The sequence below is a fragment of the Stenotrophomonas sp. GD04024 genome (assembly GCF_029837545.1).
GTDB lineage: Bacteria > Pseudomonadota > Gammaproteobacteria > Xanthomonadales > Xanthomonadaceae > Stenotrophomonas > Stenotrophomonas forensis.
Genome location: NZ_JAOEDV010000002.1, coordinates 30,159 through 55,116, shown reverse-complemented (window position 1 = coordinate 55,116; position 24,958 = coordinate 30,159). Strand labels below are relative to the sequence as shown.

The window sequence follows — 24,958 nt, the reverse complement described above, 5'->3', positions numbered from 1 at the left end:
CATGGCATTCAGTAGTGGTGGTGGCAAGGGCCCCATGGCAGACATCAACGTCACGCCCCTCGTGGACGTGATGCTGGTTCTGCTGATCATCTTCATCGTGACCGCGCCGATCATGACGTACCCGATCGCCGTGGACCTGCCGCAGCGCGTGCTCAACCCACCGCCGCAGCTGGTCGAACCGCCGCCGCCGATCGAACTGAAGATCGACGCCAGCAACCAGGTCTCGTGGAACAACAGCCCGATCAATGCGAGCGAGCTGCAGCAGCGGATGGAGCAGGAGGTCCAGCGTGACCCGACCAACCAGCCGGAACTGCGCATCGACGCCAGCCCGGATTCCGAGTACGACGTGATGGCCAAGGTCCTGGCCGCCGCGAAGAATGCTCAGATGAAGAAGATCGGTTTTGTGCAGCAGTAATCGCTACACCGCAACACAACAGTCATGACGCGACTGCAGACGCCCCTGGAAACAGGGGCGTCTTTTTTTATCCCTGGCCGCCCGGGCCGCTATGATCGGCGGATGCTCGCCCTCTTCGACTCCCTGCGCCACTGGCTCGACGGCATCGCCCACCTCGGCACCATCCTGGCGGTGGCCTACCTGCTGTACCTGTTCGCCCTGGCGGGCTGGATCATGCTGCAGAAGCGCGAGCCGGTGGCCACGCTGAGCTGGATCCTGTCGCTGGCGTTGCTGCCGTACCTGGGCCTCTTCATCTACTACCTGCTCGGCCCGCAGAAGGTGAAGCGGCAGCGCCTGCGCCGTGGCCGTGCGCGTTCGGGCATGGAGCACTACAGCGACGTCTGCCCACCCGATGCCGACTGCACCGAGCTGGCCAAGATCGCCCAGGCCACCACCGGGCTGGCACCGAGCAGCGCCACCGAAGTGACCTGGCTGGTGGATGGCGCCGCCACCTACGCTGCCCTGCTGGAAGCCGTCGCACAGGCGCGCGACCACGTGCATCTGGAGTACTACATCTTCAACCCGGACCACGCCGGCACCGCGCTGCGCGATGCCCTGGTCGAACGTGCCCGTGCCGGTGTGCAGGTACGCCTGCTGCTGGATGCCGTGGGTTCTTCCGCCCTGCCCCGCCGCTTCCTGCAGCCGCTGCTGGATGCAGGCGGCGAAGCGATCTGGTTCCATCCGCGGCAACTGCTGAAGCCGTTCAAGCGGCCCTGGTTGAACCTGCGCACCCATCGCAAGCTGGTGATCGTGGACGGCCGCCTGGCCTTCACCGGCGGCATCAACATCACCGACGACGAAGACGAGAGCCGCAGGGCCGACGCCTACCGTGACCTGCACATGCGCATCCGCGGCCACGTGGTGCGCAGCCTGCAGCTGGTGTTCGCCGAGGACTGGCTTTACGCCAGTGGCCAGGACCATTCGCGCTTCGATATCGCGCGGCTGTGGCCGGCCGAAATGCCGCTGCGCGCGGACGGCCCCATCAACGCCCAGGTGCTGGTGTCCGGGCCCGACTCGGGATGGGAAACGATCCACCGCCTGCATGTGGCCGCTATCCAGGAGGCGCACGAACGCGTCTGGCTGGTCACGCCCTACTTCGTGCCCGGCGAGGCCGCGCGGATGGCGCTGACCTCGGCGGCGCTGGGCGGCCTGGACGTACGCCTGCTGGTGCCGAAGATGAGTGACTCCTGGTTCGTCACCCAGGCCGCGCGCTCCTACTTCGACGAGCTGCTGCATGCCGGCGTGAAGATCTACGAGTACGGCCCGCGCATGCTGCACACCAAGGCCTTCATCGCCGACGACGATGTCTGCATCGTCGGCAGCGCCAACTTCGACCACCGCAGCTTCCGGCTGAACTTCGAGCTGTCGATGATGATCAGCGACCGTGACCGCGTCGCCGCCCTGGCCGAGCTGCTGCAGGGCGAATTCGACCGTGCCACCCGCGTGCACGACCAGGCCGGCCGCTCGCTGTGGCTGCACCGCCTGCCCGAGGCGTTCGCGCGGCTGGCCTCGCCGCTGCTCTGACGCAGCGCTACACTGCGCCGATCATCCGGGGAGCCCGACTATGTACTGGTTGTACCTGCTGCTGGCGCTGGGCTGTTTCGCCTTTGCGCTGAAGACCCCCAGCGCCGGGCTGATGACCCTGTGCCTGCTGGCTGCCCTCGCCTTCCTGCTGGCCTGGGTACGCGGCCGCTACGTGGCCCGCTTTGGCGACCTGCAGCGCGACCCTGCCACCCTGGTCGATGCCGAGGAACTGCGGCGCCTGCGCGAACAGGCCCGGGCCCGCCGCAACGACGACGGCAACGACCACGATCCGTCCCCTCTTTCCAAGTAGTTCCGTTCCATGACCCAGCTCAGCGTCAACGTCAACAAGATCGCCGTCCTGCGCAACTCGCGTGGCGGCGCCGAACCGGACGTGGTGCGTGCCGCCCAGGCCTGCCTGGATGCCGGCGCGCATGGCATCACCGTGCACCCGCGGCCGGACCGCCGCCATATCACCGCCGAGGACGTGCTGGCCCTGTCCACGCTGACCCGCGCCCGTGGCGTGGAGTTCAACATCGAAGGCAATCCGTTCGCTCCGCCACGCGAGGGTTACCCGGGCTTGCTGCCGCTGTGCGAGCAGACCCGCCCGGCACAGGCCACCCTGGTGCCGGACGGCGACGGCCAGATCACCTCCGACCATGGCTTCGACTTCGAGCGCGACGCCGAGCGCCTGCGCCCGCTGGTCGCCGAACTGAAAGCAATGGGTTGCCGGGTCAGCCTGTTCGTCGACGCCGGCAACCCACTGCTGGAGCAGGCAGCTGAAGTCGGCGCAGACCGCATCGAGCTGTACACCGGCCCCTACGCTGAGGCACACGCCGCCGGCGACGCCGAGGCGATGCTGGCGCTGTTCGCCACTGCCGCACGTCGAGCGCAGGCCGTCGGCCTGGGCGTCAACGCTGGCCACGATCTGTCGCAGGACAACCTGCGCGACTTCCTGGCCCACGTGCCGGATGTGCTGGAGGTGTCGATCGGCCACGCGCTGATCGGCGAAGCGCTGTATGACGGCCTGGATGCCACCGTGCGCGGGTACCTGGCGCTGCTCTGACCCTTACCCAGCAGAGTCGAGCCATGCTCGACTGCCCCGGGACGGATGGGAAATGGAGTCGAGCATGGCTCGACTCTACAAGGGGGCTGAACCCTTCAGGCGGCCGTCGCAGCCGTTGAGACGGTCGCGGCGTACTCTGCGTGCATGGGTATTGCGATCAAGGGCCGAGGTTCCACGTCCCACCTTGCCGGGCGCTTTGAAAGCACCGTGAGCGAGGCGATAGATGATGGCTGGGCGGTCGACGAGAGCGAGGAGTTCCTGGCCCCGCGCCTGCGCACCGAGGTGCGCGCCGAAACCGCACGCAGCATCATCACCCGAAACAACTCGCCGGATGTCGGCTTCAGCCAGTCGGTGAATCCGTATCGGGGCTGCGAGCATGGCTGCTCGTACTGCTTTGCGCGCCACTCGCATGCCTATCTGAACCTGTCGCCGGGCCTGGATTTCGAGACCAAGTTGTTCGCCAAGACCAATGCGCCGCAGCTGCTGCGCAAGGAGCTGTCGAAACCGGGTTACGTGCCGCAGCCGATCGCGCTGGGCATCAACACCGATGCGTACCAACCGATCGAGCGCAAGTTCAAGCTGACCCGCCAGCTGATCGAAGTGATGCTGGAAACCAGGCATCCGTTCTCGTTGATCACCAAGAACGCGCTGGTCGAGCGCGATATCGATCTGCTCGCGCCGCTGGCCGCGGAAAACCTGGTCAGCGTGCATTTCTCGGTGACCTCGCTGGACCCGCATCTCTCGGCCAAGCTGGAACCGCGCGCATCGGCACCGCATGCACGGCTGCGCGCGATGAAGCGCCTGCATGAGGCCGGCATTCCGGTCGGGGTGATGGTGGCGCCGGTGATTCCATGGATCAACGACAGCGAACTGGAAGCCGTGCTGGAGGCCGCGCATGACGCTGGCGCCAGCACCGCGGGTTACGTGCTGCTGCGCCTGCCACTGGAAGTGGCGCCGCTGTTCCGCGATTGGCTGGATACCCATCATCCAGATCGCGCCGCGCACGTGATGAGCACCATCCAGCAGCTGCGCGGTGGCAAGGACTACGACAGCCAGTTCGGCACGCGCATGCGCGGCGAAGGCGTGTATGCGGATCTGTTGAACAACCGCTTCAAGCTGGCGCGCAAGCGCCTCGGGTTCAATGCACAGAACAGCCACTGGCCGAAGCTGGATTGCAGCCGGTTCCTGAAGCCATTGCCACCGAAGAAGGATTCGCCGCAGGGCTCGTTGTTCTGAGTAGCGTCGAGCTTGCTCGACTGGCGACGGAAAAGCAGTCGAGCAAGCTCGACTCTACGGGGAATACAACGAAGTCGAGCAAGCTCGACGCTACGCCCCAAACAACTTCTGCGCGCTCTGGAACAGGATCCAGCTGGTGGCGATGAACTTGTCGCCGCCCTGCGGCCGGTTGCCGCGATGGGTGTGGGTGAACGCAGTCGGGGCGATCAGCAGGCTGCCGGTGCGTGGCGCGATCTTGCGGCCCTGGAACAGGAACTCGGTTTCGCCTTCCTCGAAGTCATCGTTGAGGTACAGCGTCCACAGCACGTGCCGGTGCAGGGTCTCGGCCTGGGCATCCTTCGGGTAAAGCTCGCAGTGCCAGTACGGATAGCCGCCCTCGCCCGCCGCGTACCACTGCAGGTTGATCGCGCCTGGGCGCAGGCAGGTGCGTGCCAGGTCGGCCAGCTGCTGCGGCGGCATGTCGGGGAAGTCTTCGGCAGACAGGCGTCGCGGCTGGCCATTGCTGTCCTGGATCTGCAACATCAGTGGAGCGATCAACGCCTGTGGATAACGGCGTAGATAAGTCAGCAGGCCGTTGAACACCGCGATCTGCAGCTGCTGGTCGACATCCTGCCAGCCGTCCAGTCCACTGATGCGCAGATCCTTGCTGTGCTTGAGTTCCGGGAACACACCGCTGCCCACCGCACCGGGCAGCAGGCCACGCGTTGCACGCATGCGCTCAACGATCGCCGCGCAGACGTCGCTGGGGACGGCATTGTGGATGACTTCGATGAAATCGACCGGGCCCTGCTCGTGCATGCGTGCATTCCTTAGGCGGCAATGGCTCGATGGTGCCGTTTGCCGCCCGTGGTGTCACCCCACGGTCATGTCATCGAACTGCCATGACCGTTGTCAGTGACGAACCCTCAGCCCTGCGCGCCGTCGTGCGCGTGGTGGTAGCGCACGGCTTCGGCCACTTCCTCGCGCGAGCCGAGGAACACCGGCACTCGCTGGTGCAGCTGGTCTGGCTGGATATCGAGGATGCGCTCGCGGCCGGTCGAGGCGGCGCCACCGGCCTGCTCGACCAGCAGGCCCATCGGGTTGGCTTCGTACATCAGGCGCAGCTTGCCGGCCTTGGACGGGTCCTTCTTGTCCCACGGGTAGATGAAGATGCCGCCGCGGGTCAGGATGCGATGCACGTCGGCGACCATGCTGGCGATCCAGCGCATGTTGAAGTTCTTGCCGCGTGCGCCTTCCTTGCCGGCCAGCAGGTCGCCGACGTAGGCCTGCATCGGCGCTTCCCAATGCCGCTGGTTGGACATGTTGATGGCAAATTCCTGGGTGGCCGCCGGGATCTGCATGTTCTCGGTGGTCAGCACGAACTCGCCCTTCTCGCGGTCCAGGGTGAAAGCGTGGGTGCCATGGCCGACGGTCAGCACCAGCTGGGTGCTGGGCCCGTAGATGCAGTAGCCGGCGGCGATCTGCTTGCTGCCCGGCTGCAGGAACGCGTCATCGCCCGGCAGTTCCACGTTGGTCGGGCAGCGCAGCACCGAGAAGATGGTGCCGACCGAGACGTTGACGTCGATGTTGGAGCTGCCATCGAGGGGATCGAACAGCAGCAGGAAGTCGCCACGCGGATAGATGTCCGGCACCGGCTGGCTGTGGTCCATTTCTTCCGAGGCGCAGGCGGCGAGGTGGCCACCCCAGGCGTTGGCTTCGAGCAGGATCTCGTTGCTGATGACGTCCAGCTTCTTCTGCGCTTCGCCCTGCACGTTGCCGGTACCGGCCTCGCCCAGCACGCCGCCGAGGGCGCCTTTGCTGACGGCGATGGAGATGCTGGTGCAGGCGCGGGCGACGACCGCGATCAGCTGGCGCAGGTCGGCATTGATGCGGCCGGCGTGCTGTTCCTGGATCAGGAAGCGGGTCAACGAAGTACGGGACATGAGCGGGCAGGTCTCGGCAGCGGGAAAACGCCTATTGTCGCCGGTCTGGAGGGGACGTGCGTGACCGCGGGAAGGCGTAATCGTTTCCAGATGCGTTGCGCTCGTGGCGCCTTCCTTTTGTCGAGGCTCGTGGGAGGGGGAGGCGATGCAGGACACGCTGCAAGTACGTCCATGTAAGCTCGATGGCGCCATCCATGGCGCCAACGGTCCTGCATCGCCTCCCCCTCCCACGCGCTTCAGGGTTCGCCGCGAGCGCGGTGGGTGTGGCAAAGGCAGGGGCAAATGCAAAAAAACAAAGGCGCCTCGCGGCGCCTTTGCGATCAAACCACTGGTGCGTTGTTTCAGCCCTTGGCGACGGTGGCCACGGCCTTGGCGACGTATTCCAGGTTGTTCTGGTTCAGCGCGGCCACGCAGATGCGGCCGGTGCCGACGGCGTAGATGCCGAACTCGTCGCGCAGGCGTTCGACCTGCTCACGGCTCAGGCCGGAGTAGGAGAACATGCCGGCCTGCTCGTTGATGAAGCCGAACTGCGGCGCACCGGCGGCGGCCAGCTTCTCGACCAGGCCGTGGCGCAGGGCATGGATGCGCTCGCGCATCTCGGTCAGCTCCTGCTCCCACATCGCGCGCAGGTCCGGGTTGGTCAGCACGCCGGCCACCAGCGCGGCACCGTGGGTGGACGGGCTGGAGTAGATCGTGCGGATCACGCGCTTGACCTGCGACTGCACGGCCTTGGCGTCCGCGGCGGTCGGGGCGACCATCGACAGCGCACCCACGCGCTCGCCGTACAGCGAGAACGACTTGGAGTACGAGTTGGCGACGATGAAGCTGTCAATGCCGGCCTCGGCGATGATGCGCACGGCGGCGCCGTCCTGCTCGATGCCCTTGTCGAAGCCCTGGTAGGCCATGTCGATGAAGGGGAACAGCTGCTTGTCTTTCAGCAGCTGCGCGACCTGCTTCCACTGGGTGACGGTGAGGTCGGCGCCGGTGGGGTTGTGGCAGCAGGCGTGCAGCAGCACCACGGTGCCGGCCTGCAGCTTGCCCAGGTCGGCCAGCATGCCGTCGAAATCGACGCCATGGGTGGTTGGGTCGAAGTAGGTGTAATCCACCACCTCGAAGCCGGCCGCGCTGAACACGGCGCGGTGGTTTTCCCAGCTCGGGTTGCTCAGCGCGACGGTGGCGTGCGGCAGCAGCTTCTTCAGCACGTCGGCGCCGACGCGCAGCGCACCGCTGCCACCCACCGTCTGTGCGGTGGTGACGCGGCCGGCGGCCAGCAGCGGCGAATCCTTGCCGAACACCAGCTCACGCGTGGCCTGCGTGTACGCCGGCAGGCCATCGATCGGCAGGTAGCCGCGCGGTTTGGCTTCAGCGGCGAGCTGCTGCTCGATCTGCTTGACGGCGCGCAGCAGCGGAATGCGGCCACTCTCGTCGTAGTAGATGCCCACACCCAGGTTGACCTTGGTCGGGCGGCTGTCGGCGTTGTACGCCTCGGTCAGGCCCAGGATCGGGTCGCCTGGGACCAGTTCCACGTTTGCAAAGAAGGACACGGCGGTACTCGTTCGGTAGACGGAAAGGGGGAGGAATTGCGCCACGCGGCTTGCGGCTTTCCAGCCGGAAACAGCCCATCGTAACAAAGCCTGCCGGGGCTGGCCGCCGCCATCGTCATCCCCGGGCCCGTACCATGGCGTGCGTTGCCGCCCGATCCATCAACCTGAATCATGAATCCCGCCGCACGACGCCATTGCCTGCCGCTGTCCGCCCTGCTGCTGTCGCCATTTGCCAGCATGGCCGAGCCTGCCCCCACCGCCCTGCCCGCCGTGCAGGTGCAGGCCGCACGCGTACCCGGCATCGACCCGTTCGCCCTGCCGGCCAGCCTGGACACGGTCTGGATCGACGCCCGCCGCGCCGGGGCCGGGGCGCAGCTGTCCGAAGCACTGGCCGGGGTGCCGGGCCTGGTCGCGCGCGACCGGCAGAACTTCGCGCAGGACACGCAGCTGTCGATCCGGGGCTTCGGCGCGCGCTCGACCTTCGGTGTGCGCGGGGTGCGGGTGCTGATCGACGGCGTACCGGCGACCATGCCCGACGGCCAGGGTCAGTTGTCGCATGCCAGCCTGCTCGGCGCCGAGCGCATCGACGTGCTGCGTGGGCCGTTCTCGGCGCTGTATGGCAACTCCTCCGGCGGCGTGCTGCAGGTGTGGAGCGCACAGGGCCAGGCCGGCGACCCGTGGCGGCTGCGCCTCAATGCCGGCGCCGACAACACGCTCAGTGTCGGCGCGCAACTGAAGGGCGCAGGCCACGGGCTGGACTACAACATCGCCGCCAACCACTTCCGTACCGATGGCTGGCGTGACCACAGCCGGGCGCGCCGTGAATCGCTCAACGCGCGCATCGGCGGTGAGCTGGGCGGTGGGCGGCTGGAGCTGCTGCTCAATGCGCTGGATGCGCCCGATGCGCAGGATCCGCTGGGCCTGACCCGCGCGCAGGTGGCGGCGGACCCGCGCCAGGCTACCGCCGTGGCACACCAGTACAACACCCGCAAATCGGTGCGCCAGCAGCAGGCGGGGCTGCGCTGGACCCGCGAGGCCGGCGCGCAGCGCTGGCAGCTGATGGGCTATGCCGGCCAGCGCGCGGTGCGTCAGTACCTGCCGATTCCGCCGGCGGCCCAGGCCAATCCCCTGCATGCGGGCGGGGTGATCGACCTGGACGGAGGCTACGGCGGGCTGGACGCGCGCTGGGGCTGGCACGGCGATCTCGCCGGACGGCCGCTGGACCTGGTGGCCGGGCTCAGCGCCGACCGTCAGCGCCAGCACCGCACCGGCTACGAGAACTTCATCGGCAGCACGCTGGGCGTACGCGGGCAGCTGCGCCGCGACCAGATCGACGTCGTGCAGAACGTGGACCAGTTCGCGCAGGCCTGGTGGCAATGGAGCCCGCGCTGGTCGTTGCTGGCGGGCGTGCGCCACAGCAGCGTGCGCTTCGAATCGGACGATCGCTACATCACCGGCCGCAACCCGGACGACAGCGGCCGCCGTCGCTACCAGGCGACCACCCCGGTGGCCGGCATCAGCTTCGAGGCCAGTCCGCAGTGGCGCCTGCACGCTGCCGTTGGCCGCGGCTTCGAGACGCCTACCTTCAACGAACTGGGTTACCGCGCCGACGGTCAGGCGGGACTGGCACTGGATCTTGCCGCCGCGCGCAGCCGCTCCGTGGAAGTGGGCAGCAAGTGGCACGCACAGGATGGAACCCAGCTTGATGTCAGCCTTTTCCGTGCAGATACCGACGATGAGCTGGCTGTTGCCAGCAATATCGGCGGACGCAGCACCTATCGCAACATTGGCCGTACCCGTCGCCAGGGGCTGGAACTGCAGTACCGCCAGCCGCTGGCCGAGCAGCTGGAACTGCAGCTGGCCTGGACCTGGCTGCAGGCGCAGGTGCGCTCGCCCTACCTGACCTCCAATACCGTGGTTACCACCGGCAGCCGCCTGCCCGGCGTGCCGCGCCAGCAGGCCTTCGCCCGGTTGCAGTGGACGCCGGGCGACTGGCAGTGGGCGCTGGAAGCCAATGCCAGCAGCGACACGGTGGTGAACGACGTGGCCACCGAGCGAGCGCCGGGCTTCGCCCTGCTGCATCTGGAAGGTGGCCGCCGCTGGACCCTGCCCGGCGGCGAGCTGCGTGCCTTCGCCCGGCTGGAGAACGTGCTGGACCAGGCCTACATCGGCTCGGTGATCGTCAACGACGGCAACGGCCGCTTCTACGAGCCCGGACCGGGGCGGCGGTCCAGCGTGGGACTGCAGTGGTCGTGGCGCTGAAGCGGCCGTGCCGGCTGTTGGCCGGGAAGATCCCCGGTAGTGCCGGCCGCTGGCCGGCATCGCGCCGTTCGGGATCTGCGGAGGTTGCCGGCCAGCGGCCGGCACTACCCTTCAATCGGGCGCCTTGGCCGGCACGAACGGTGAGGTCGGGTCGCTGGCCGGGAAGGTTTCCTCCAGTGCCTCGTCCTGGTTGTCGCTGGCCCGCTGCTTGCGCTCGCGGCGCTTGAGCGGGCTTTCCTGGCCGCCGCGATGGCGGTCGCCGCCGTCCTTGCGGTCCTGGGCCGCCTGTTCAGCCTCATGCTTCACCGGCAGGTGCTCGTCGCCCTGCGCGGCATCGAAGAAGGGGGCCCCGGTACCGCGGTAGTCGGCAGTGTCGGCGTCGCGCTTGCCACGCTGCTCGCCGGCAATGGGCGGGTGGTTTTCCCGCAGCGGGTCTCGGGAGGTTTCACGGCTCATGGTCTGGCTACCTGCGCTCGGGGCCTCCACTACACCGCCAGCAAGGTAAAGCCGCCGCGAACCTGGCGTCATGAACATCTCGCTCACCCGCTGGTAACGGCACCGCGCGTATTCCTGCCCACCCGCCCCCGCTGCAGGAGCCGGCCATGCCCCGTCTTGAACGACCCGCACCGTCCGTGTTCAACGCCCTGCTCGATCCGCTCGGCCAGCGCACCGCGCCGCGCCGCACGCGTCGCCATGAAGACCCGCAGGCGGTGGCGCAGGACTACCTGCAGTACATGCTCAGCGATTACGAGGAGCGTCGCGGGCCCGGCCATCGCAACTGGCGTGACCTGTGCCCGGTCTATGCCTTCGCGCTGACCACCCACGCCGCCGACTGGCCGCGCGGTGACGCCGCCGATACCTGCGAGGAACTGGCCGAGCACTGGGAGCAGATGCGCGGGCAGTCGCGGCTGAGCTGGTCGCAGGCGCGGCCGGTGGTGGAAGACGCCTGGCGCGCGCTGGACCATATTCCGGCCGCGGCAGTGCGGCCACTGCTGCAGTAGTGCCGGCCGCTGGCCGGCAGAGGTTCGCTACCTGGAGTTTTCTGGGGTTGCCGGCCAGCGGCCGGCACTACCGCATCTGCGTAGAACCCACGTGCACGGCACCGACACGGGTGGTTTACATCGCCGGGCTGAAGCTGGCTGTCCCCTGCCCCGTCACAGGTATCTCCATGGCCCGCCCGATCTGGACCGGCACGCTGTCGTTCGGTCTTCTCAACGTGCCGGTGTCGCTGATGTCCGGCGAACGCAAGGTCGACCTGCAGTTCCGCATGCTCGATTCGCGCGACCGCAAGCCGATCCGCTTCGAGCGGGTCAACGCCGATACCGGCGAGGAAGTACCCTGGAAGGACATCGTCAAAGCCTACGAGTACGACAAGGGCAGCTATGTCGTGCTGGAGGAAGGCGATATCCGCTCGGCCGCGCCGGAAAGCCACGAAGCGGTGGAAGTGGAATCGTTCGTGGATGCAGCGCAGATCGATCCGCGCTACTACGAGAAGCCGTATCTCCTGGTGCCAGGCAAGAAGGCTGAGAAGGGTTATGTGCTGCTGCGCGAGACGCTGCGAAAAACCGGCAAGGTGGGCATCGCGCGGGTGGTGGTACGCACGCGTGAGTACCTGTGCGCGGTGATGCCGCAGGCAGACGCGCTGGTGCTGATGATCCTGCGCTATCCACAGGAGCTGGTGGACCCGGAGGACTACGCGCTGCCCGCCGGGAAACTGTCCGACTACCGCATCACCGGCAAGGAATCGGCAATGGCCGAGCAGCTGATCGAGTCGATGGCTGGCGACTGGGACCCCTCGCAGTACCACGACGAGTTCCGCGAGCGCCTGCAGCAGGTGCTGAACAAGCGCATCAAGTCCAAGGGCGGCACCACCCGGGTGGAAGAGGAGCCGGCGCCGCATGAGGATGCGGCCACCAATGTGGTCGACTTCATGGCGCTGCTGCAGAAAAGCCTGGATGCGAACACGCGCACACCGGCGAAGAAGACTGCGGCCCGCAAGGCGCCTGCGAAGAAGGTGGCAAAGAAGGCCGTCAAGAAGGCCGTCAAGAAGACCACGCGGCGCAAGGCAGGTTGAGCCATGTCGCTGCATCAGTACCGGCGCAAGCGTCGCCTCGGCGGAGGTAGCGGTCAGACGCCGGAGCCTGACGACACCCCCGCCCACGGTGACCCGAAGCGTCGGCCAACGTTCGTCATCCAGCTGCATCACGCCAGTTCGCGCCACTACGATTTCCGCCTGGAAATGGACGGTGTACTGAAGAGCTGGGCCGTGCCGAAGGGGCCTTCGCTGCGCGTTGGCGAGAAGCGGTTGGCGGTGGAAGTGGAAGACCATCCGCTGTCCTACGCCGGGTTCGAGGGCGACATTCCCGAAGGCCATTACGGCGCGGGCCATGTGGAGGTCTTCGATCATGGCACCTGGGCCTGTGAAGGTGATCCATTGCAGGCGCTGGCGGCGGGCAAGATCGACTTCGTGCTGCACGGGCAGCGGTTGGCCGGCAGTTGGAAGCTGGTGCGCACGGCGATGAAGGGGCGCCAGGTGCAATGGCTGCTGATCAAGCGCGATGATGAGCAAGCGCGCGATGCCGAAGCGGATGATCTATTGGAAGCGCCCGTGCCGAAACGCTCATCGGCGGCGAAGGCGCGCACGGCAGGAAGGACAGAGCGCGCTACGCCGGCCGCACGCAGGACTACCCGCAAGGCCGATGCACACTGGCATGCGCGGGCGCTGAAACTGGACGGTGCACGTGACACGCCCTACCCACGCGCCTTCAAACCGCAATTGACCGATCACCGCGACACCGCGCCGGATGGCCAGCACTGGCTGCATGAGATCAAGTGGGATGGCTATCGACTGTTGGCTGATCTGCACGATGGCGAAGTGAAACTGCGTTCGCGCAATGGCCTGGACTGGACGGCCGATTTTCCCGAAGTCGTGCAGGCCATCCGGGCGCTGCCGGTGCGCGATGCGCGCCTGGACGGTGAACTGGTGGTACTGGATGCGCAGGGCCGCAGTGACTTCGCAGCACTGCAACGGGTGATCGACGGCAGTTCGAAACAGCCGCTGCGCTACATCGTCTTCGACCTGCCAGGTGTTGCCGGTGCCGACATCAGCCACGCCCCCTTGCTGGAACGCAAGGCGCTGCTGAAAGCGCTGCTGGGCAATGTACCCGGCATCCTCGCCTTCAGTGAGCATGTGATCGATCACGGGCCACAGGTGTTCGCTGCCAGTGGCAAGGCGGGTTTCGAGGGCATCGTGAGCAAGCAGGTCGACGCGCCCTATGTGAATGCCCGTGCGCGCAGCTGGGTCAAGGTCAAGCACGAGGACACCGACGAGTTCGTGATCGTCGGTCACACGGCACCCAAGGGTTCGCGGGTAGGATTCGGCTCGTTGCTTCTGGCCGCGCAGGACAAGGCCGGCCTGCGCTATGTCGGTCGCGTAGGCACCGGCTTCGACGATGAACGCCTGCGCGCGCTGCACAAGGCACTGCAGCCGCTGGCGGTGAAGGCCCCCGTTCTGCCGTTGCCGGCGCATGTGCCGTTCAGTGCGTCCAGCGTGCGCTGGGTGAAGCCGGTGGCGGTGGCCGAGGTCGCCTTCCGTGGCTGGGGCAAGGAAGGACTGCTGCGCCAGGCCAGCTTCAAGCGGCTGCGCAACGACAAGCAGGTGGAGGACCTGGAAGTGAACGCTGCAGACGTGGACACCGTGGGCGAGGTGCAGATCACGCACCCCGAACGCGTGGTATTCCCGGATCAGAAACTCAGCAAGGGCGACGTGGCCGACTACTACCGGCAGATGGCGCGCTGGATCCTGCCGGAGATTGCCGGCAGGCCGTTGTCAGTGCTGCGCTGTCCCGACGGTGTCGGCAAGACCTGCTTCTTCCAGAAGCACCATGGCCCCGGGCTGGGTGATGCCGTGCATGCGGTGCCCCTGCAGCAGAAGAGCGGACGCGAGGACTACGTCTATATCGACAACGCGCGTGGCCTGCTCCAGCTGGTGCAGATGAACACGCTGGAGCTGCATCCGTGGGGTGCGGCGGTAGACGACCCGGAGCATCCGGACCGCCTGGTGTTCGATCTCGACCCCGGCGACGGCGTGAGCTGGGCGCAGGTGAAAGCGGGGGCGCGTGATGTCCGCGACCGCCTGCTGCAGATCGGCCTGCAGAGCTTCGTGCGGCTGTCTGGCGGCAAGGGCGTGCACGTGGTGGTGCCGCTGCAGCCGAAGGCGGACTGGGAGAAGGCCAAGGCATTCTGCGAGGCATTCGCGCAGGCGATGGCACTGCAGCAGCCTGATCGCTACGTGGCGACGATGAGCAAGGCGAAGCGCAGCGGCGTGATCTTCATCGATTGGCTGCGCAACACGCGCGGTGCCACCAGCGTGTGTTCGTGGTCATTGCGGGCGCGCGAGAACGCTGGCGTGGCGGTGCCGTTACGCTGGGAGGAACTGGCAAAGGTGACCGCCGCCGATGCGTTCCCGATGACCAGGGCGCTGGCGCGTGCGAAGCGGCTGAAGGGTGACCCCTGGCAGGGCATCGAACGGTTGAAGCAGACGCTGCCGCCGCTGAAGCGGTAGTGCCGGCCGCTGGCCGGCAACCTCGGCCATCCCACAGTTGCCGGCCAGCGGCCGGCACGACCTGTATGCGCTCAGCCCGGATCGCGCGACGCGCGGCGACCGAACCACCAGCCAACCAGCAGCTGCAGCGGCAGCGAGACCAGCAGGGAAACGACGAACCACATCGGGAAATCCGCGCCCACGCTCCACACCGCGTAGCCGCAGCCCAGCGCGATCAGCGACCAGATCGAGAAGCCATGCGAGCGCGGCCAGCAGGGCGCGTAATAGGTGGCGAAGGAAATGCCGGCGACGCCACCGAGCACGCTGAACGCCAGGTCCCAGCCCAGCTGCACGCTGTTGCTGTCCGGCGACAGGCCCAGCAGCGGCGGCAGCCAGCTGGCGACGCTGCTGACCAGCGCGAGCGACAGCACGCCGCCGATCAGGGCAACGATGGACAGGAACAGGGTCTTGAGCAGGCCGGGCATGCGCGCATTGTACGGCTGCACGAAGCGCCTGCGCTTGCCGGCCAGCAGCCGGCGCTACCGGTGGATCGGCATGGCCGCCGTGCCCGTGGGAGAGGGGTACGGTGCAACGGCGGCCATGCACAGGCGGTCAGGCGGCGAAGTCGAGCACCACGCGGCCTTCGATGGTGCCCGCGTGCATGCGCGCGAACACGTCGTTGATGTTTTCCAGGCGATCGGTGCTGACCGTGGCGGCGACCTTGCCCTCGGCGGCAAACTGCAGCGACTCCTGCAGGTCCAGCCGGGTGCCGACGATCGAGCCACGCACGGTGATGCCGTTGAGCACCATGCCGAAGATGTCCAGCGGGAAGTTGCCCGGCGGCAAACCATTGAGCGAGACGGTACCGCCACGGCGGACCATGCCCAGTGCCTGCTCGAATGCCTTCGGCGATACCGCCGTGACCAGCGCACCGTGTGCGCCGCCGATCTCCTTCTTCAGGTAGGCGGCCGGATCGGTGGTGCGCGCGTTGACGGTGACCTGGGCACCCAGCTGCCGCGCCAGCGCCAGCTTGTTGTCGTCCACGTCCACCGCGGCCACGTTCAGGCCCATCGCACGGGCGTACTGCACGGCCATGTGGCCGAGGCCGCCGATGCCGGAGATCACCACCCAGTCACCGGGCCTGGTGTCGGTGACCTTCAGCCCCTTGTAGACGGTCACGCCGGCGCACAGTACCGGCGCGATCTCGACGAAGCCCACTTCCTTCGGAAGCAGGCCGACATAGTTGGCATCGGCCAGTGCGTACTCGGCGAAGCCGCCGTTGACCGAGTAACCGGTGTTGCGCTGCGTCTCGCACAGCGTCTCCCAGCCACCCAGGCAGTGTTCGCAATGGCCACACGCCGAGTACAACCAGGGGATGCCGACCCTGTCGCCTTCCCTGACGTGCCCTACCCCGCCTCCCACGGCCACGACGTGCCCCACGCCCTCGTGGCCGGGGATGAATGGCGGGTTCGGTTTCACCGGCCAGTCGCCCTCGGCGGCGTGCAGGTCGGTGTGGCATACGCCACAGGCCTCGATCCTGACCAGTACCTCGCCCGCCCCCGGGCGCGGTACCGAGACTTCCTCGATCACCAGTGGTTTGCCGAACTCACGCACGACAGCGGCCTTCATGGTTGGATTCATGTCCGGATCTCCGTAGTGCGCTTGCCCACAGAATGACGCCGGCCCGGGGCCGGCGCTTTGATCACGATCAAACCTTTGAAGATTCGTGCCGCTGGTTCAGCTGGCCAGCACCGAGGCCTCGCGGGCCAGGCGCTCGATGGCGTCCCAGTCACGGGTCTGCAGCAGCGCCGGCGTGGTCAGCCACGAACCGCCCACGCACAGCACGTTGGGCAGGTGCAGGAACTGCGGCGCGGTCTGCGCGCTGATGCCGCCGGTCGGGCAGAAGCGCACGTCGGCGAACGGGCCGTGCCAGGCCGCCAGCAGCGCGGCACCACCGGCCTGCACCGCCGGGAAGAACTTGAAGGTGTCGTGGCCGTGCTCCAGGCCGAGGATCAGGTCCGAGGCCGTGGCAGCGCCAGGCAGGTACGGCAGGTCGGCATCACGCGCCGCGGCATACAGCGCCGGCGTGGCACCCGGCGATACCGCGAAACGCGCGCCGGCCTGCCTGGCCGCCTGCATCTGCGCGGCGTTGAGCACGGTGCCGGCACCGATCACCGCGTCGGGCACCGCCTCGACCATGGCCTTGATCGCATCCAGCGCCTGCGGCGTGCGCAGGGTCACTTCGATCACCGGCAGGCCGCCGCGGAACAGCGCCTGGGCCACGTTGACCGCTTCGTTCACATCTTCGGGGGTGTACACCGGAATCACCGGTGCCAGTTTCAACAGTGCGCGCAGGCGCGGATCAGCGGCGGACATCGAATCGCTCCTCGCCCAACAGGGCCAGCACGTCAGCTTCGCTGACAGGATTGAAATCGCCGGGAATGGAGTGCTTCAACGTCCCGGCGGCCAGGCCGAAACGTACGGTGGCGTCGGCATCAAGGCCGCACAGGATGCCATGCAGGATGCCGGCCGCGAAGGCATCACCGCCGCCGATGCGGTCGACAATGCCCTGCAGATGGCGCGGCGGGGCGTGCGCGCGCGTCCCGTCACGACCCAGCAGCAACGCGCCCATCGCATGATGGTCCACGCTCAGCACCTGCCGCTGTGTGCATGCCATCCACTGCAGTTGCGGAAATGCACTGAACGCGGCGGTTGCAGCCGCGTCGATCCGCTCCATCACCTCGGGCTGACTGAAGCGCGTGCCCAATACGACTTCCATGTCGCGATAGTCGGCGAACACGATGTCAGCCTGCGCGAACAGCTCGCGCAACACCGCTTGGGCATCTCCGCCCCAGCGCTGCCAGAGCCGGGGCCGGAAATTGCCGTCGAAGGAGACCCGGACACCGGCCTGTCGAGCCGCGCATGCCGCCGCCAGCGTGGCGGCCGCCACCTCCGGTCCCAGTGCCGGGCTGACACCGGATACATGCAGCCACTGTGCGCCCTGCAGCAGCGCGGGCCAGTCATAGTCAGCCGCGGTGCTGCGCGCGAACGCCGAATCGGCGCGGTCATAGACCACTTCGCTGGCACGCTGGACCGCGCCGGTGGTGAGGAAGTACAGCCCCATGCGTGCGTCCGGTACTTCGCGCACATGACGGGTATCCACGCCGTGCCGGCGCAGTTCGCCCAGCGCATGGGCACCCAGCGGATTGCCCGCCACCGCGCCCACCATCGCCACGTGATGTCCCAGCCGGGACAGCGAGACACCTACGTTTGCCTCGGCGCCACCCACATGAACCTGCAGCTGGGGCGATTGCAGCAGCAGCTCGTGGCCGGGCGCGCCCAAGCGCAGCAACAGCTCACCGAAACAGACGATACGACCCATATCAGCTCCTTCACGCGCGCCACCAGCATGGGACACTGCATGGCATGTAAGTGGACCACGCGAGGGGGCGTGGCAATTGACTATCGGTGTCATTCTAGACCGAGTTTGCCTTGAACGTGCTTGGTCATGATGTCGAAAGCATTGTCCCGCAAGCATCTTGGAGACATTACAGATCTGTTGCGGTGCAAGATGCCCGATCCCAATCGTGCTGCTAACGTCGACTTTGACCAGCGGTGTCATTCCGCTATACAGCCGCGATACCAGACCTTTGGGAGAGGGGAAAGGCATGCAATCTCGGATCCATGGAAAAAAGACACCGGTTACCTTGCTGGCGATGGGCGTTGCACTGGCCCTGTCGGCAAACGCGACCGCCCAGCAGCAGACCGCTACCGACCTGGACACGGTGAATGTCACCGGCTACCGCGCCAGCGTCGAGAAAGCCCTGGACATCAAGCGTGGCGAGGCCGGCGTGGTCGATGCCATCGTCGCCGAGGACATCGGCAAGTTCCCCGACCTCAATCTGGCCGAATCGCTGCAGCGCATCCCGGGCGTGGTGATCACCCGCGAGGCCGGTGAGGGTCGCAACATTTCGGTGCGCGGGCTAGGCCCGGATTTCACCCGCGTGCGCATCAACGGCATGGAGGCGCTCACCACCGTGGGTGCCGGTGACCAGAGCGGCGGTACCAACCGTGGCCGTGGCTTCGACTTCAATGTGTTCGCTTCGGACCTGTTCTCGCAGCTGCTGGTTCGCAAGACGGCCTCGGCCGACGTGGAAGAAGGATCGCTGGGCGCCACGGTCGACCTGCGCACCGCGCGCCCGTTCGACTATGACGGCTTCACCTTCGCCGCCAGTGGCCAGGCCGGCTACAACCAGATGGCTGAAAAAGCCGACCCGCGATTGGCCGCGCTGATCTCCAACACCTTCGCCGATGGCACCTTCGGCGCGCTGCTGTCGCTGGCCTACTCCGAGCGCCAGGTGCTGGAGGAGGGCTCCAACACCGGACGCTGGGCCAATGGCCCCAGCAACGGCAACTTCGCCGCGTCCTCACCGTTTGCCGCAGCGCGTGCGGCCGATGTCTTCCACCCGCGCTTCCCGCGCTATGTACAGATGGAGCACGAGCAGAAGCGCCTGGGCGTGACCGGCTCGCTGCAGTGGAAGCCCAGCACCGCCACAGAAGTCTCGCTGGACGTGCTGTACTCGAAGATCGATGCCACCCGCGATGAGCAGTACATCGAAGCGATCTCCTTCAGCCGTGGCAGCAGCAGCACGCCGCGCCTGGTCGGCAAGCCGAGCACCATCGTCAAGAACGGCGAGATCCGCAACGGTGCGCTGCTGTACGGCGAATTCGACAACGTCGACATCCGCACCGAGAACCGCCACGACGAGTGGAGTACCGAGTTCAAGCAGATCAGCCTGAACGGCCAGCACCGTTTCGGTGATGATTTCACCGTGTCCGGCAAGCTGGGCATCTCGCGCTCCAGGCACGAGAACCCGGTGCAGACCACGGTCATCATGGACAAGTACGACGTCAAGGGTTACAGCTACGACTACCGTGGCAACAGCCGTTTCCCCATCCTCAACTACGGCATCGACCCGACCGATCCCAATGGTTGGGAGCTGGCCGAAATCCGTTTGCGCCCGCAGTACGTGGACAATGATTTCGACACCGGCCAGATCGACTTCAACTGGAACATCAGCCCCGGCTTCCGACTGAAGGGCGGCGTGCTGGCCAAGGACTACACGTTCAAGACCACCGAGCTGCGCCGTGCCAGCGAACTGGCCGTGCCCACCTTCGCCAACGGCAGCCGCATCGTGCCGGTGGACATGACCAGCCCCGCCGGCCTGAAGGGCATCAACGGCAACCCGTCCAACTGGGTGGTGCCGAACCTGGACGCGATCGCCGACCAGTTCGACATCTACAGCAACAGCGGCATCTACGCCGTCGCACCGCGCGCCAACAACGTGCGCAGCGTGGAAGAGAAGGATCGCGGTGTGTACCTGATGGGCGAGTTCAGCACCGAGATCGGCTCGCTGCCGCTGTCGGGCAACGTCGGCGTGCGTTACGTGCGCACCAAGCAGTCGTCCACCGGGCTTTCCACGCTGGCCAGTGGCACCACCTCGACCACCGCCACCCGCACCTACGACGACACCCTGCCTTCGTTCAACCTGGTGGCCGAGGTCACGCCTGATTTCCTGATCCGCCTGGGCGCGGCCAAGGTGATGACCCGTCCGGGCCTGGGTAGCCTGACGCCCGGTGCAACAGTGGCCGTGGCCGGCGGTGCACGTACCATCTCCAGCGGCAATCCCAACCTGGACCCGACGCGCGCCACCAACGTCGACCTGGGCTTCGAGTGGTACTTCGCTGAAGGTGCGATGGCCGGCCTGGGCCTGTTCTACAAGGACATCGAGACCTCCGTGCAGACCCTGCGCGAGAACCGCCCGTACACCGACAGCGGCCTGCCCGCCGAACTGCTGATCGGTACCGGCGCCTCGCCCACCGACGATTTCACCTTCACCCGCCCGGTCAACACCCCCGGTGGTGAACTGTACGGTGCAGAAGCCAACTACACGCAGCCCTTCACTTTCCTGCCGGGCAAGTGGTCCAACCTCGGTGTGCAGTTGAACTACACCTGGGTGGAATCGAAGATCCAGTACATCAACTCGGCCGGCCAGCCGGTGATGAAGAACGATCTGCTGGGGCTGTCCAAGTCGTCCTGGAACGCGACGTTGTTCTACGAAGGCGAAACCTTTGCCGGTCGCGTCTCGGCCACCAACCGCGACGACTACCTCACCCAGGTACCCGGCCAGGAAACCGGCTTCAACTTGGACGGCTACCACGGCATGACCGGTACCACAGTCATTGATGCCTCGATCCGCTACAAGATCAGCGATCAGCTGGAACTGAGCCTGGAAGGCATCAACCTGACCAACGAAGCGTCGGACGAGTGGGTGTACTCGCCGGCGACCGGCCGCCTGCCGCTGCAGTACACCGAAACCGGCCGCCAGTTCCTGCTCGGCGTGCGCTACAAGTTCTGAGCAACGCCGGCGGCGCGCATCGATGCGCGCCGCCGTTTGCCGTGACCACTGCTGCGCCGCAAGGTGCCGTCGCGGCGTGGCCTTGCTACGGTCCGGCGGCCCACCGCCGGCCGTGGCCCGTTGAAAGGAAACATCTCCATGCCGCACCGCACGACTGTGTTTCGCTGCCTGCTGTTGGCAGTGGCGCTGGCTGCTGGCCCCGCGACGGCCGCCGCCGATGCCGCCAACCTGCTTGCTCCCACCCTGCTCTTCCACGTCGATGCCAACCACGGCCTGCAGGCTGCGACAGCACAGGGCGAGGCCGTACCGAACTTCCGCGACAAGGTGGCGGTGGTCGACGACGGTGTACGTGGCAAGGCGATCCAGTGGGAAGACGATGGCGTGCTGGCCTGGGACGCGCCGGGCAACATCCTCGCCCAGCGCGGCACTCTCGCCTTCGACTGGCGCTCGCGCTATGCGGTGGGCGAGGCTCCGTTCGTGATCTTCCGCGTCGGTTACGCCGACCACAGCAGCTGGGACATGGCCTGGCTGCGCATCGACTGGAACGGACGCGGTTTCGATGCTTTCGTCACCGATGCCAACCTCGCACGCACCCGCGTGTCCTTCCGCATGGACACGCCGCCGGGGCCGGACCAGTGGCTGCACCTGGCCTTCGCCTGGGACGAAGACCAGGGCGTGCGCCTGTTCGTCGATGGTCGTGAAGTGGCGCGCGCGCAGGCAACCGGCGATTACGATGCCGCGCTGGATCAGCTTGGCCTGGCGGGCCGGGTGATGGCTCCGTACCAGGTGCAGAGCCGCTACAACTTCCTGCGCGGCAGTGATTTCCAGCACATCCGCGTGTATGACCGCATGCTGGACGCGGCGGCGGTGCAGGCGCTGGCCGCCGGCAAGGTCGCGGCCAGCGCGGTGGCGCCGGCCTCCGACCAGCGCGCATGGCGCCACCGCTTCGGCTGGGACGGCGCGGCACCGCCTGCGCTGGCGGCGGGCGGAACGCGCATCCGCAAGATCGAATTCGCCGACACCCGCGACATGAAGGCATGGATGTGGAAGGCCACCGATGGCATCGCCGAAACCACCTGGCCGGGCGTCTACAACCGCTCGCGCCTGCCCGGCCGCAACGACTATTTCCAGCTGCCGGACTGGAACACCTACGTGGAAAGCGGGCAGTACCTGGACCTGACCCTGCCGGTGGGCGAGACCGTGAACCGCGTGGAGATCCGCGGTGCGGCCTTCGGCACGCTGGGCCACGGGCCCGACGCAGAACATGCCACCGACGTGCTGGCCACGCGCCCGCGCGGCGTGGTGCGCAGCGTGCAGGACATCCCCGCGCAGCAGGGAGGCGTGCTGCGTTTCAGCAACGTGGAACAGGAAACGCCGATCCAGGAAGTCTGGGCCTACAACGTGAGCGAAGGCGCCGAACCGGAAGGCACGGTGACACAGGCCTACGTGATTGACAGCCAGGCGCTGCCCGACTACACCAACCTGGAAGTGCTTCGGCGCTACATCGATGGCCGCTTCCCGGTGTCCGAGCGCAGCACGGTGATGGCCCTGCCCAAGGGCGCCGGTTCGCGCCGGCGCAGCGCCGACAGCCTGCCGGCGCAACCTCGCCCGATCGTGCATGTACTGATTCCTTCCGGCGTGGGCGACGCCCCGGCCAACCAGCCGCTGATCCGCAGCTGGGCCTACAGCTGGGAAAACATGCATGACGGCCTGGATGGCGTGGCCATCGACCTTCCTGCATTGGACCTGCCGGCCACCCACGATGGGCTGATCCCGCTCAACATCCGCATCAAGGATCCGATCTGGCCGGCACGCGACATGATCGACGTCTCGGTGTCGGTGCCGCCGGGGCAGCAGCGCACGCTGTGGCTGGACCTGCGCGATCGCATCCTTACCCCGGACAGCCTGTGGTTGAGCATCGCCTCGGCCGCACCGGGCTTCGATGCCGGCGCGCTGGACGGCGCGCAGATCCGCCTGGTGTTCAAGCCACGTGCCGAAGCCTTGAAGGAACACGTGGCCGACCGCTTCAACCAGGTGCGCGACAACTGGGGCTTCCTGGTGGAGGAACACACCACCTCCAAGCGGCAGCGCCTCTATGCACGCGTGTACGCCGATCTGAGCGATCTGCTGCGCGTGGACCCGGACCACGAACTCGGTCGCCTGTACTGGAACTACATCAGCTACAACAGCCAGGGTCGACCGCCCTACACCGCGCCGGAGGTACCCAGGGGCGTGCCGGCGTGGGCGTTCAACCAGGTGCAGGATCTGGCCCAGGTGCGCCGGTTCGTTGACTGGTGGATCGATGAGCGGCAGGTGGCCTACGGTGATTTCGGCGGCGGCATTTCCGATGATTCCGACCTGACCCAGCAGTGGCCGGGGCTGGCGCTGATGGGCGTGCAGCCGGAGCGGCTGAATGCTTCGCTGACCGCGCTATCCGATGCGGTGTACCGCAATGGCATGTTCAGCAATGGCCTGAGCACCATCGAAACCGACGAACTGCATTCCTATGAGGAAGGCATCAACACCAACAGCGCCATGCTCTACCTCAACTGGGGCGACCCGTTGACGCTGGAGCGGCTGATGGAAACGGTGAAGGCTTTCGACGAGCGCATCATCCTGCGCAATCCGCAGGGCCACCTGCTGTTCTCCAGCAACTGGTTCGGTGGCAACAAGATCTACCGCGAACCCAACTGGCAGTGGCAGAAGCCGTACTCGTTCCCGGTGCTGCACCCAGCCTTCCTGCTGGGCCAGTACAACGCCGACCCGACTGGCCGCAGGCTGGTGATCGGCCTGGCCGATGGCTACCTGGCCCATGCAGGCAAGGACGACCAGGGGCGCTTCACCCTGCCCAACGAGATCAACTGGGCCACCGGTGCCACCCGCGGCGGCGAGTTGAACAACGGCTCCGGCGGCGGCGACACGATGCACACCTTCTGGGCGGCGTGGCGCTGGACCGGCGATGCGAAGTACCTGCAGGCGCTGGATTACCGGGTAGCGCGCGGTGGCCCGGGTGCGCTGGCCAACCTCGGCGAGAACTACGTCGACGTGCTCGCCCGGCAGCAGGACTGGTACCCGAAGCTGACCGCCGAGGCCGATGCCGGCAGGACCGGCTTCGCCAGCCTGATGGCGTGGCAGGCCAGTGGTGACATGAAGTACATCGATGCGCTGCATGCCGAGGGTCTCCAGTCCAAGGTGCAACGCGCCTACATGAACACCGATGGACACTGGTGGTCCGATCGGGTGGAAGCACCGAGCGAATTCCTGCAGCGCGCACGCCTGGGCGGCATCGCGCTGAAGCGCAACCAGAGTTGGCCCGGCCACACCGTCAGCTGGCGCTTCGACCGCGATGGTGCCGCCGAGCAGGTCGCCCTGCTGGTGCATGCGCCCTCGCGCGAGCGCTTCACCGTGACCAGCTACAACCTGGGGGCGCGCACCATTGCCGCTGACATGACCGGCTGGAACGTGGCCAGCGGTACCTGGCGCATCCGCAGTGGCGTGGATACCAACGGCGATGGCCGCATCGACGGCACGCCGGTCGAACGCAGCGTGAAGCTGGAGACCAGTGCCTCGGTGCCGATGCAGTTCCGCCCGGGCCGCACCGAGGTGTTCGAGTTCGAGCGTGTGTCTGCGGGCACGGCGGTGGAGACACGCGCGGACCTGGGCGTGGGCCGTGGCGATCTGCATGTGGACGGCCGCCAGTTGCAGGTGACCGTGCACAGCCTGGGCCACGTTGGCAGTGGCGTGGGCGTGGCCGTGCTGGAAGATGCGCGTGGCCGCGAGATCGCACGCACCGAGGTGCCCGCGATGGCGGCACCGACCGACCTGCAGCCGAAGACCGTGCGGGTCCTGCTGCCGTTGCCGGCCGGTGTCCGCAGTGGGCTGCGCGTGCGCGTGGCGCTGGCCGACGGCGGCGAGGAAGTGACACGGTTGAACAACGTGGCAGCCGTGCCGCAGTGATTCCATCGCTTCGCAGGGCGTGTCCCGGCGGGTA

The 24,958-nt window shown here is 67.0% G+C and carries 19 protein-coding genes; 11 read left to right on the top strand and 8 right to left on the bottom strand.

Going from position 1 to position 24,958, the window contains the following annotated elements:
- Position 1 precedes the first annotated feature (1 nt).
- The 5 genes from N7590_RS01080 (at position 2) to N7590_RS01060 (ending at position 4,277) form a co-directional block, all read left to right on the top strand.
- Complete coding sequence (locus N7590_RS01080; RefSeq protein ID WP_004132666.1) at positions 2-415, top strand: biopolymer transporter ExbD; 414 nt, start codon at positions 2-4, stop codon at positions 413-415.
- Positions 416-517: 102 nt separating this feature from the next.
- On the top strand, positions 518-1,978 hold the full coding sequence (gene cls / locus N7590_RS01075) for a cardiolipin synthase (protein WP_053508105.1): 1,461 nt from the start codon (positions 518-520) through the stop codon (positions 1,976-1,978).
- Positions 1,979-2,018: 40 nt separating this feature from the next.
- Positions 2,019-2,288 carry a hypothetical protein gene (locus N7590_RS01070; RefSeq protein WP_053448361.1) on the top strand — a complete coding sequence of 90 codons (270 nt, stop codon included), beginning with the start codon at positions 2,019-2,021 and terminating at the stop codon, positions 2,286-2,288.
- A 9-nt stretch (positions 2,289-2,297) separates the two neighbouring features.
- Positions 2,298-3,041, top strand: a complete 744-nt coding sequence (locus N7590_RS01065; RefSeq protein ID WP_053448362.1) for a pyridoxine 5'-phosphate synthase — start codon at positions 2,298-2,300, stop codon at positions 3,039-3,041.
- Positions 3,042-3,185: 144 nt separating this feature from the next.
- The gene (locus tag N7590_RS01060; RefSeq protein WP_164240922.1) at positions 3,186-4,277 is read left to right on the top strand and encodes a PA0069 family radical SAM protein; all 1,092 of its coding nucleotides are present in this window, start codon (positions 3,186-3,188) and stop codon (positions 4,275-4,277) included.
- Positions 4,278-4,367: 90 nt separating this feature from the next.
- Here the strand turns inward: N7590_RS01060 and N7590_RS01055 are convergent, their stop codons facing one another.
- The 3 genes from N7590_RS01055 to N7590_RS01045 form a co-directional block, all read right to left on the bottom strand.
- On the bottom strand, positions 4,368-5,075 hold the full coding sequence (locus N7590_RS01055; protein WP_008265923.1) for a 2OG-Fe(II) oxygenase: 708 nt from the start codon (positions 5,073-5,075) through the stop codon (positions 4,368-4,370).
- A gap of 107 nt (positions 5,076-5,182) precedes the next feature.
- A complete protein-coding gene (locus N7590_RS01050) occupies positions 5,183-6,199 on the bottom strand; it encodes a class 1 fructose-bisphosphatase (RefSeq protein ID WP_008265475.1) in 1,017 nt (338 codons plus the stop codon).
- A 341-nt stretch (positions 6,200-6,540) separates the two neighbouring features.
- Positions 6,541-7,743, bottom strand: a complete 1,203-nt coding sequence (locus N7590_RS01045; RefSeq protein ID WP_053448367.1) for an amino acid aminotransferase — start codon at positions 7,741-7,743, stop codon at positions 6,541-6,543.
- Between the two features lie 171 nt (positions 7,744-7,914).
- Here N7590_RS01045 and N7590_RS01040 point away from each other — a divergent pair, with 171 nt between their 5' ends.
- Positions 7,915-10,005, top strand: coding sequence for a TonB-dependent receptor (locus tag N7590_RS01040; RefSeq protein ID WP_053508096.1), 2,091 nt, complete (start codon positions 7,915-7,917; stop codon positions 10,003-10,005).
- Positions 10,006-10,116: 111 nt separating this feature from the next.
- On the opposite strand, the gene N7590_RS01035 is transcribed toward N7590_RS01040, so the two are convergent.
- Positions 10,117-10,461, bottom strand: a complete 345-nt coding sequence (locus tag N7590_RS01035) for a hypothetical protein (protein WP_053508091.1) — start codon at positions 10,459-10,461, stop codon at positions 10,117-10,119.
- A gap of 146 nt (positions 10,462-10,607) precedes the next feature.
- Here N7590_RS01035 and N7590_RS01030 point away from each other — a divergent pair, with 146 nt between their 5' ends.
- The 3 genes from N7590_RS01030 to ligD all read left to right on the top strand — a co-directional run bounded on the left by N7590_RS01030 (position 10,608) and on the right by ligD (position 14,569).
- A complete protein-coding gene (locus N7590_RS01030; RefSeq protein WP_053508086.1) occupies positions 10,608-11,006 on the top strand; it encodes a hypothetical protein in 399 nt (132 codons plus the stop codon).
- Positions 11,007-11,173: 167 nt separating this feature from the next.
- Positions 11,174-12,079, top strand: a complete 906-nt coding sequence (locus tag N7590_RS01025) for a Ku protein (RefSeq protein ID WP_053508084.1) — start codon at positions 11,174-11,176, stop codon at positions 12,077-12,079.
- A 3-nt stretch (positions 12,080-12,082) separates the two neighbouring features.
- Complete coding sequence (ligD, locus tag N7590_RS01020; RefSeq protein WP_053508082.1) at positions 12,083-14,569, top strand: DNA ligase D; 2,487 nt, start codon at positions 12,083-12,085, stop codon at positions 14,567-14,569.
- A gap of 71 nt (positions 14,570-14,640) precedes the next feature.
- Here the strand turns inward: ligD and N7590_RS01015 are convergent, their stop codons facing one another.
- The 4 genes from N7590_RS01015 to N7590_RS01000 form a co-directional block, all read right to left on the bottom strand.
- Positions 14,641-15,033 (bottom strand): hypothetical protein, encoded by a 393-nt coding sequence (locus tag N7590_RS01015; RefSeq protein WP_053508198.1) that lies wholly within the window; start codon positions 15,031-15,033, stop codon positions 14,641-14,643.
- A 127-nt stretch (positions 15,034-15,160) separates the two neighbouring features.
- On the bottom strand, positions 15,161-16,189 hold the full coding sequence (adhP, locus tag N7590_RS01010; protein ID WP_053508081.1) for an alcohol dehydrogenase AdhP: 1,029 nt from the start codon (positions 16,187-16,189) through the stop codon (positions 15,161-15,163).
- A gap of 96 nt (positions 16,190-16,285) precedes the next feature.
- Positions 16,286-16,924: a bifunctional 4-hydroxy-2-oxoglutarate aldolase/2-dehydro-3-deoxy-phosphogluconate aldolase gene (gene eda / locus N7590_RS01005; protein ID WP_053508077.1), complete on the bottom strand. Its 639-nt coding sequence runs from the start codon at positions 16,922-16,924 to the stop codon at positions 16,286-16,288.
- Positions 16,911-17,930 carry a sugar kinase gene (locus tag N7590_RS01000; RefSeq protein ID WP_053508071.1) on the bottom strand — a complete coding sequence of 340 codons (1,020 nt, stop codon included), beginning with the start codon at positions 17,928-17,930 and terminating at the stop codon, positions 16,911-16,913. Before N7590_RS01000 ends, eda begins: the two co-directional genes overlap by 14 nt.
- Positions 17,931-18,216: 286 nt before the next feature.
- Here N7590_RS01000 and N7590_RS00995 point away from each other — a divergent pair, with 286 nt between their 5' ends.
- Positions 18,217-20,967: a TonB-dependent receptor gene (locus tag N7590_RS00995; RefSeq protein ID WP_053508063.1), complete on the top strand. Its 2,751-nt coding sequence runs from the start codon at positions 18,217-18,219 to the stop codon at positions 20,965-20,967.
- Between the two features lie 138 nt (positions 20,968-21,105).
- A complete protein-coding gene (locus N7590_RS00990; RefSeq protein WP_164240924.1) occupies positions 21,106-24,924 on the top strand; it encodes a LamG-like jellyroll fold domain-containing protein in 3,819 nt (1,272 codons plus the stop codon).
- The last annotated feature ends 34 nt before the right edge of the window (positions 24,925-24,958 follow it).

Bases quoted from the DNA above. Each gene is read 5' to 3' on its own strand.
- adhP (WP_053508081.1), bottom strand. From the start codon at position 16,189: ATGAATCCAACCATGAAGGCCGCTGTCGTGCGTGAGTTCGGCAAACCA.
- N7590_RS01015 (WP_053508198.1), bottom strand. From the start codon at position 15,033: ATGCCCGGCCTGCTCAAGACCCTGTTCCTGTCCATCGTTGCCCTGATC.
- cls (WP_053508105.1), top strand. From the start codon at position 518: ATGCTCGCCCTCTTCGACTCCCTGCGCCACTGGCTCGACGGCATCGCC.
- N7590_RS01080 (WP_004132666.1), top strand. From the start codon at position 2: ATGGCATTCAGTAGTGGTGGTGGCAAGGGCCCCATGGCAGACATCAAC.
- N7590_RS01025 (WP_053508084.1), top strand. From the start codon at position 11,174: ATGGCCCGCCCGATCTGGACCGGCACGCTGTCGTTCGGTCTTCTCAAC.
- ligD (WP_053508082.1), top strand. From the start codon at position 12,083: ATGTCGCTGCATCAGTACCGGCGCAAGCGTCGCCTCGGCGGAGGTAGC.
- N7590_RS01000 (WP_053508071.1), bottom strand. From the start codon at position 17,930: ATGGGTCGTATCGTCTGTTTCGGTGAGCTGTTGCTGCGCTTGGGCGCG.
- N7590_RS01030 (WP_053508086.1), top strand. From the start codon at position 10,608: ATGCCCCGTCTTGAACGACCCGCACCGTCCGTGTTCAACGCCCTGCTC.
- N7590_RS01035 (WP_053508091.1), bottom strand. From the start codon at position 10,461: ATGAGCCGTGAAACCTCCCGAGACCCGCTGCGGGAAAACCACCCGCCC.
- N7590_RS01070 (WP_053448361.1), top strand. From the start codon at position 2,019: ATGTACTGGTTGTACCTGCTGCTGGCGCTGGGCTGTTTCGCCTTTGCG.
- eda (WP_053508077.1), bottom strand. From the start codon at position 16,924: ATGTCCGCCGCTGATCCGCGCCTGCGCGCACTGTTGAAACTGGCACCG.
- N7590_RS01065 (WP_053448362.1), top strand. From the start codon at position 2,298: ATGACCCAGCTCAGCGTCAACGTCAACAAGATCGCCGTCCTGCGCAAC.
- N7590_RS00995 (WP_053508063.1), top strand. From the start codon at position 18,217: ATGCAATCTCGGATCCATGGAAAAAAGACACCGGTTACCTTGCTGGCG.
- N7590_RS01060 (WP_164240922.1), top strand. From the start codon at position 3,186: ATGGGTATTGCGATCAAGGGCCGAGGTTCCACGTCCCACCTTGCCGGG.
- N7590_RS00990 (WP_164240924.1), top strand. From the start codon at position 21,106: ATGCCGCACCGCACGACTGTGTTTCGCTGCCTGCTGTTGGCAGTGGCG.
- N7590_RS01055 (WP_008265923.1), bottom strand. From the start codon at position 5,075: ATGCACGAGCAGGGCCCGGTCGATTTCATCGAAGTCATCCACAATGCC.
- N7590_RS01050 (WP_008265475.1), bottom strand. From the start codon at position 6,199: ATGTCCCGTACTTCGTTGACCCGCTTCCTGATCCAGGAACAGCACGCC.
- N7590_RS01040 (WP_053508096.1), top strand. From the start codon at position 7,915: ATGAATCCCGCCGCACGACGCCATTGCCTGCCGCTGTCCGCCCTGCTG.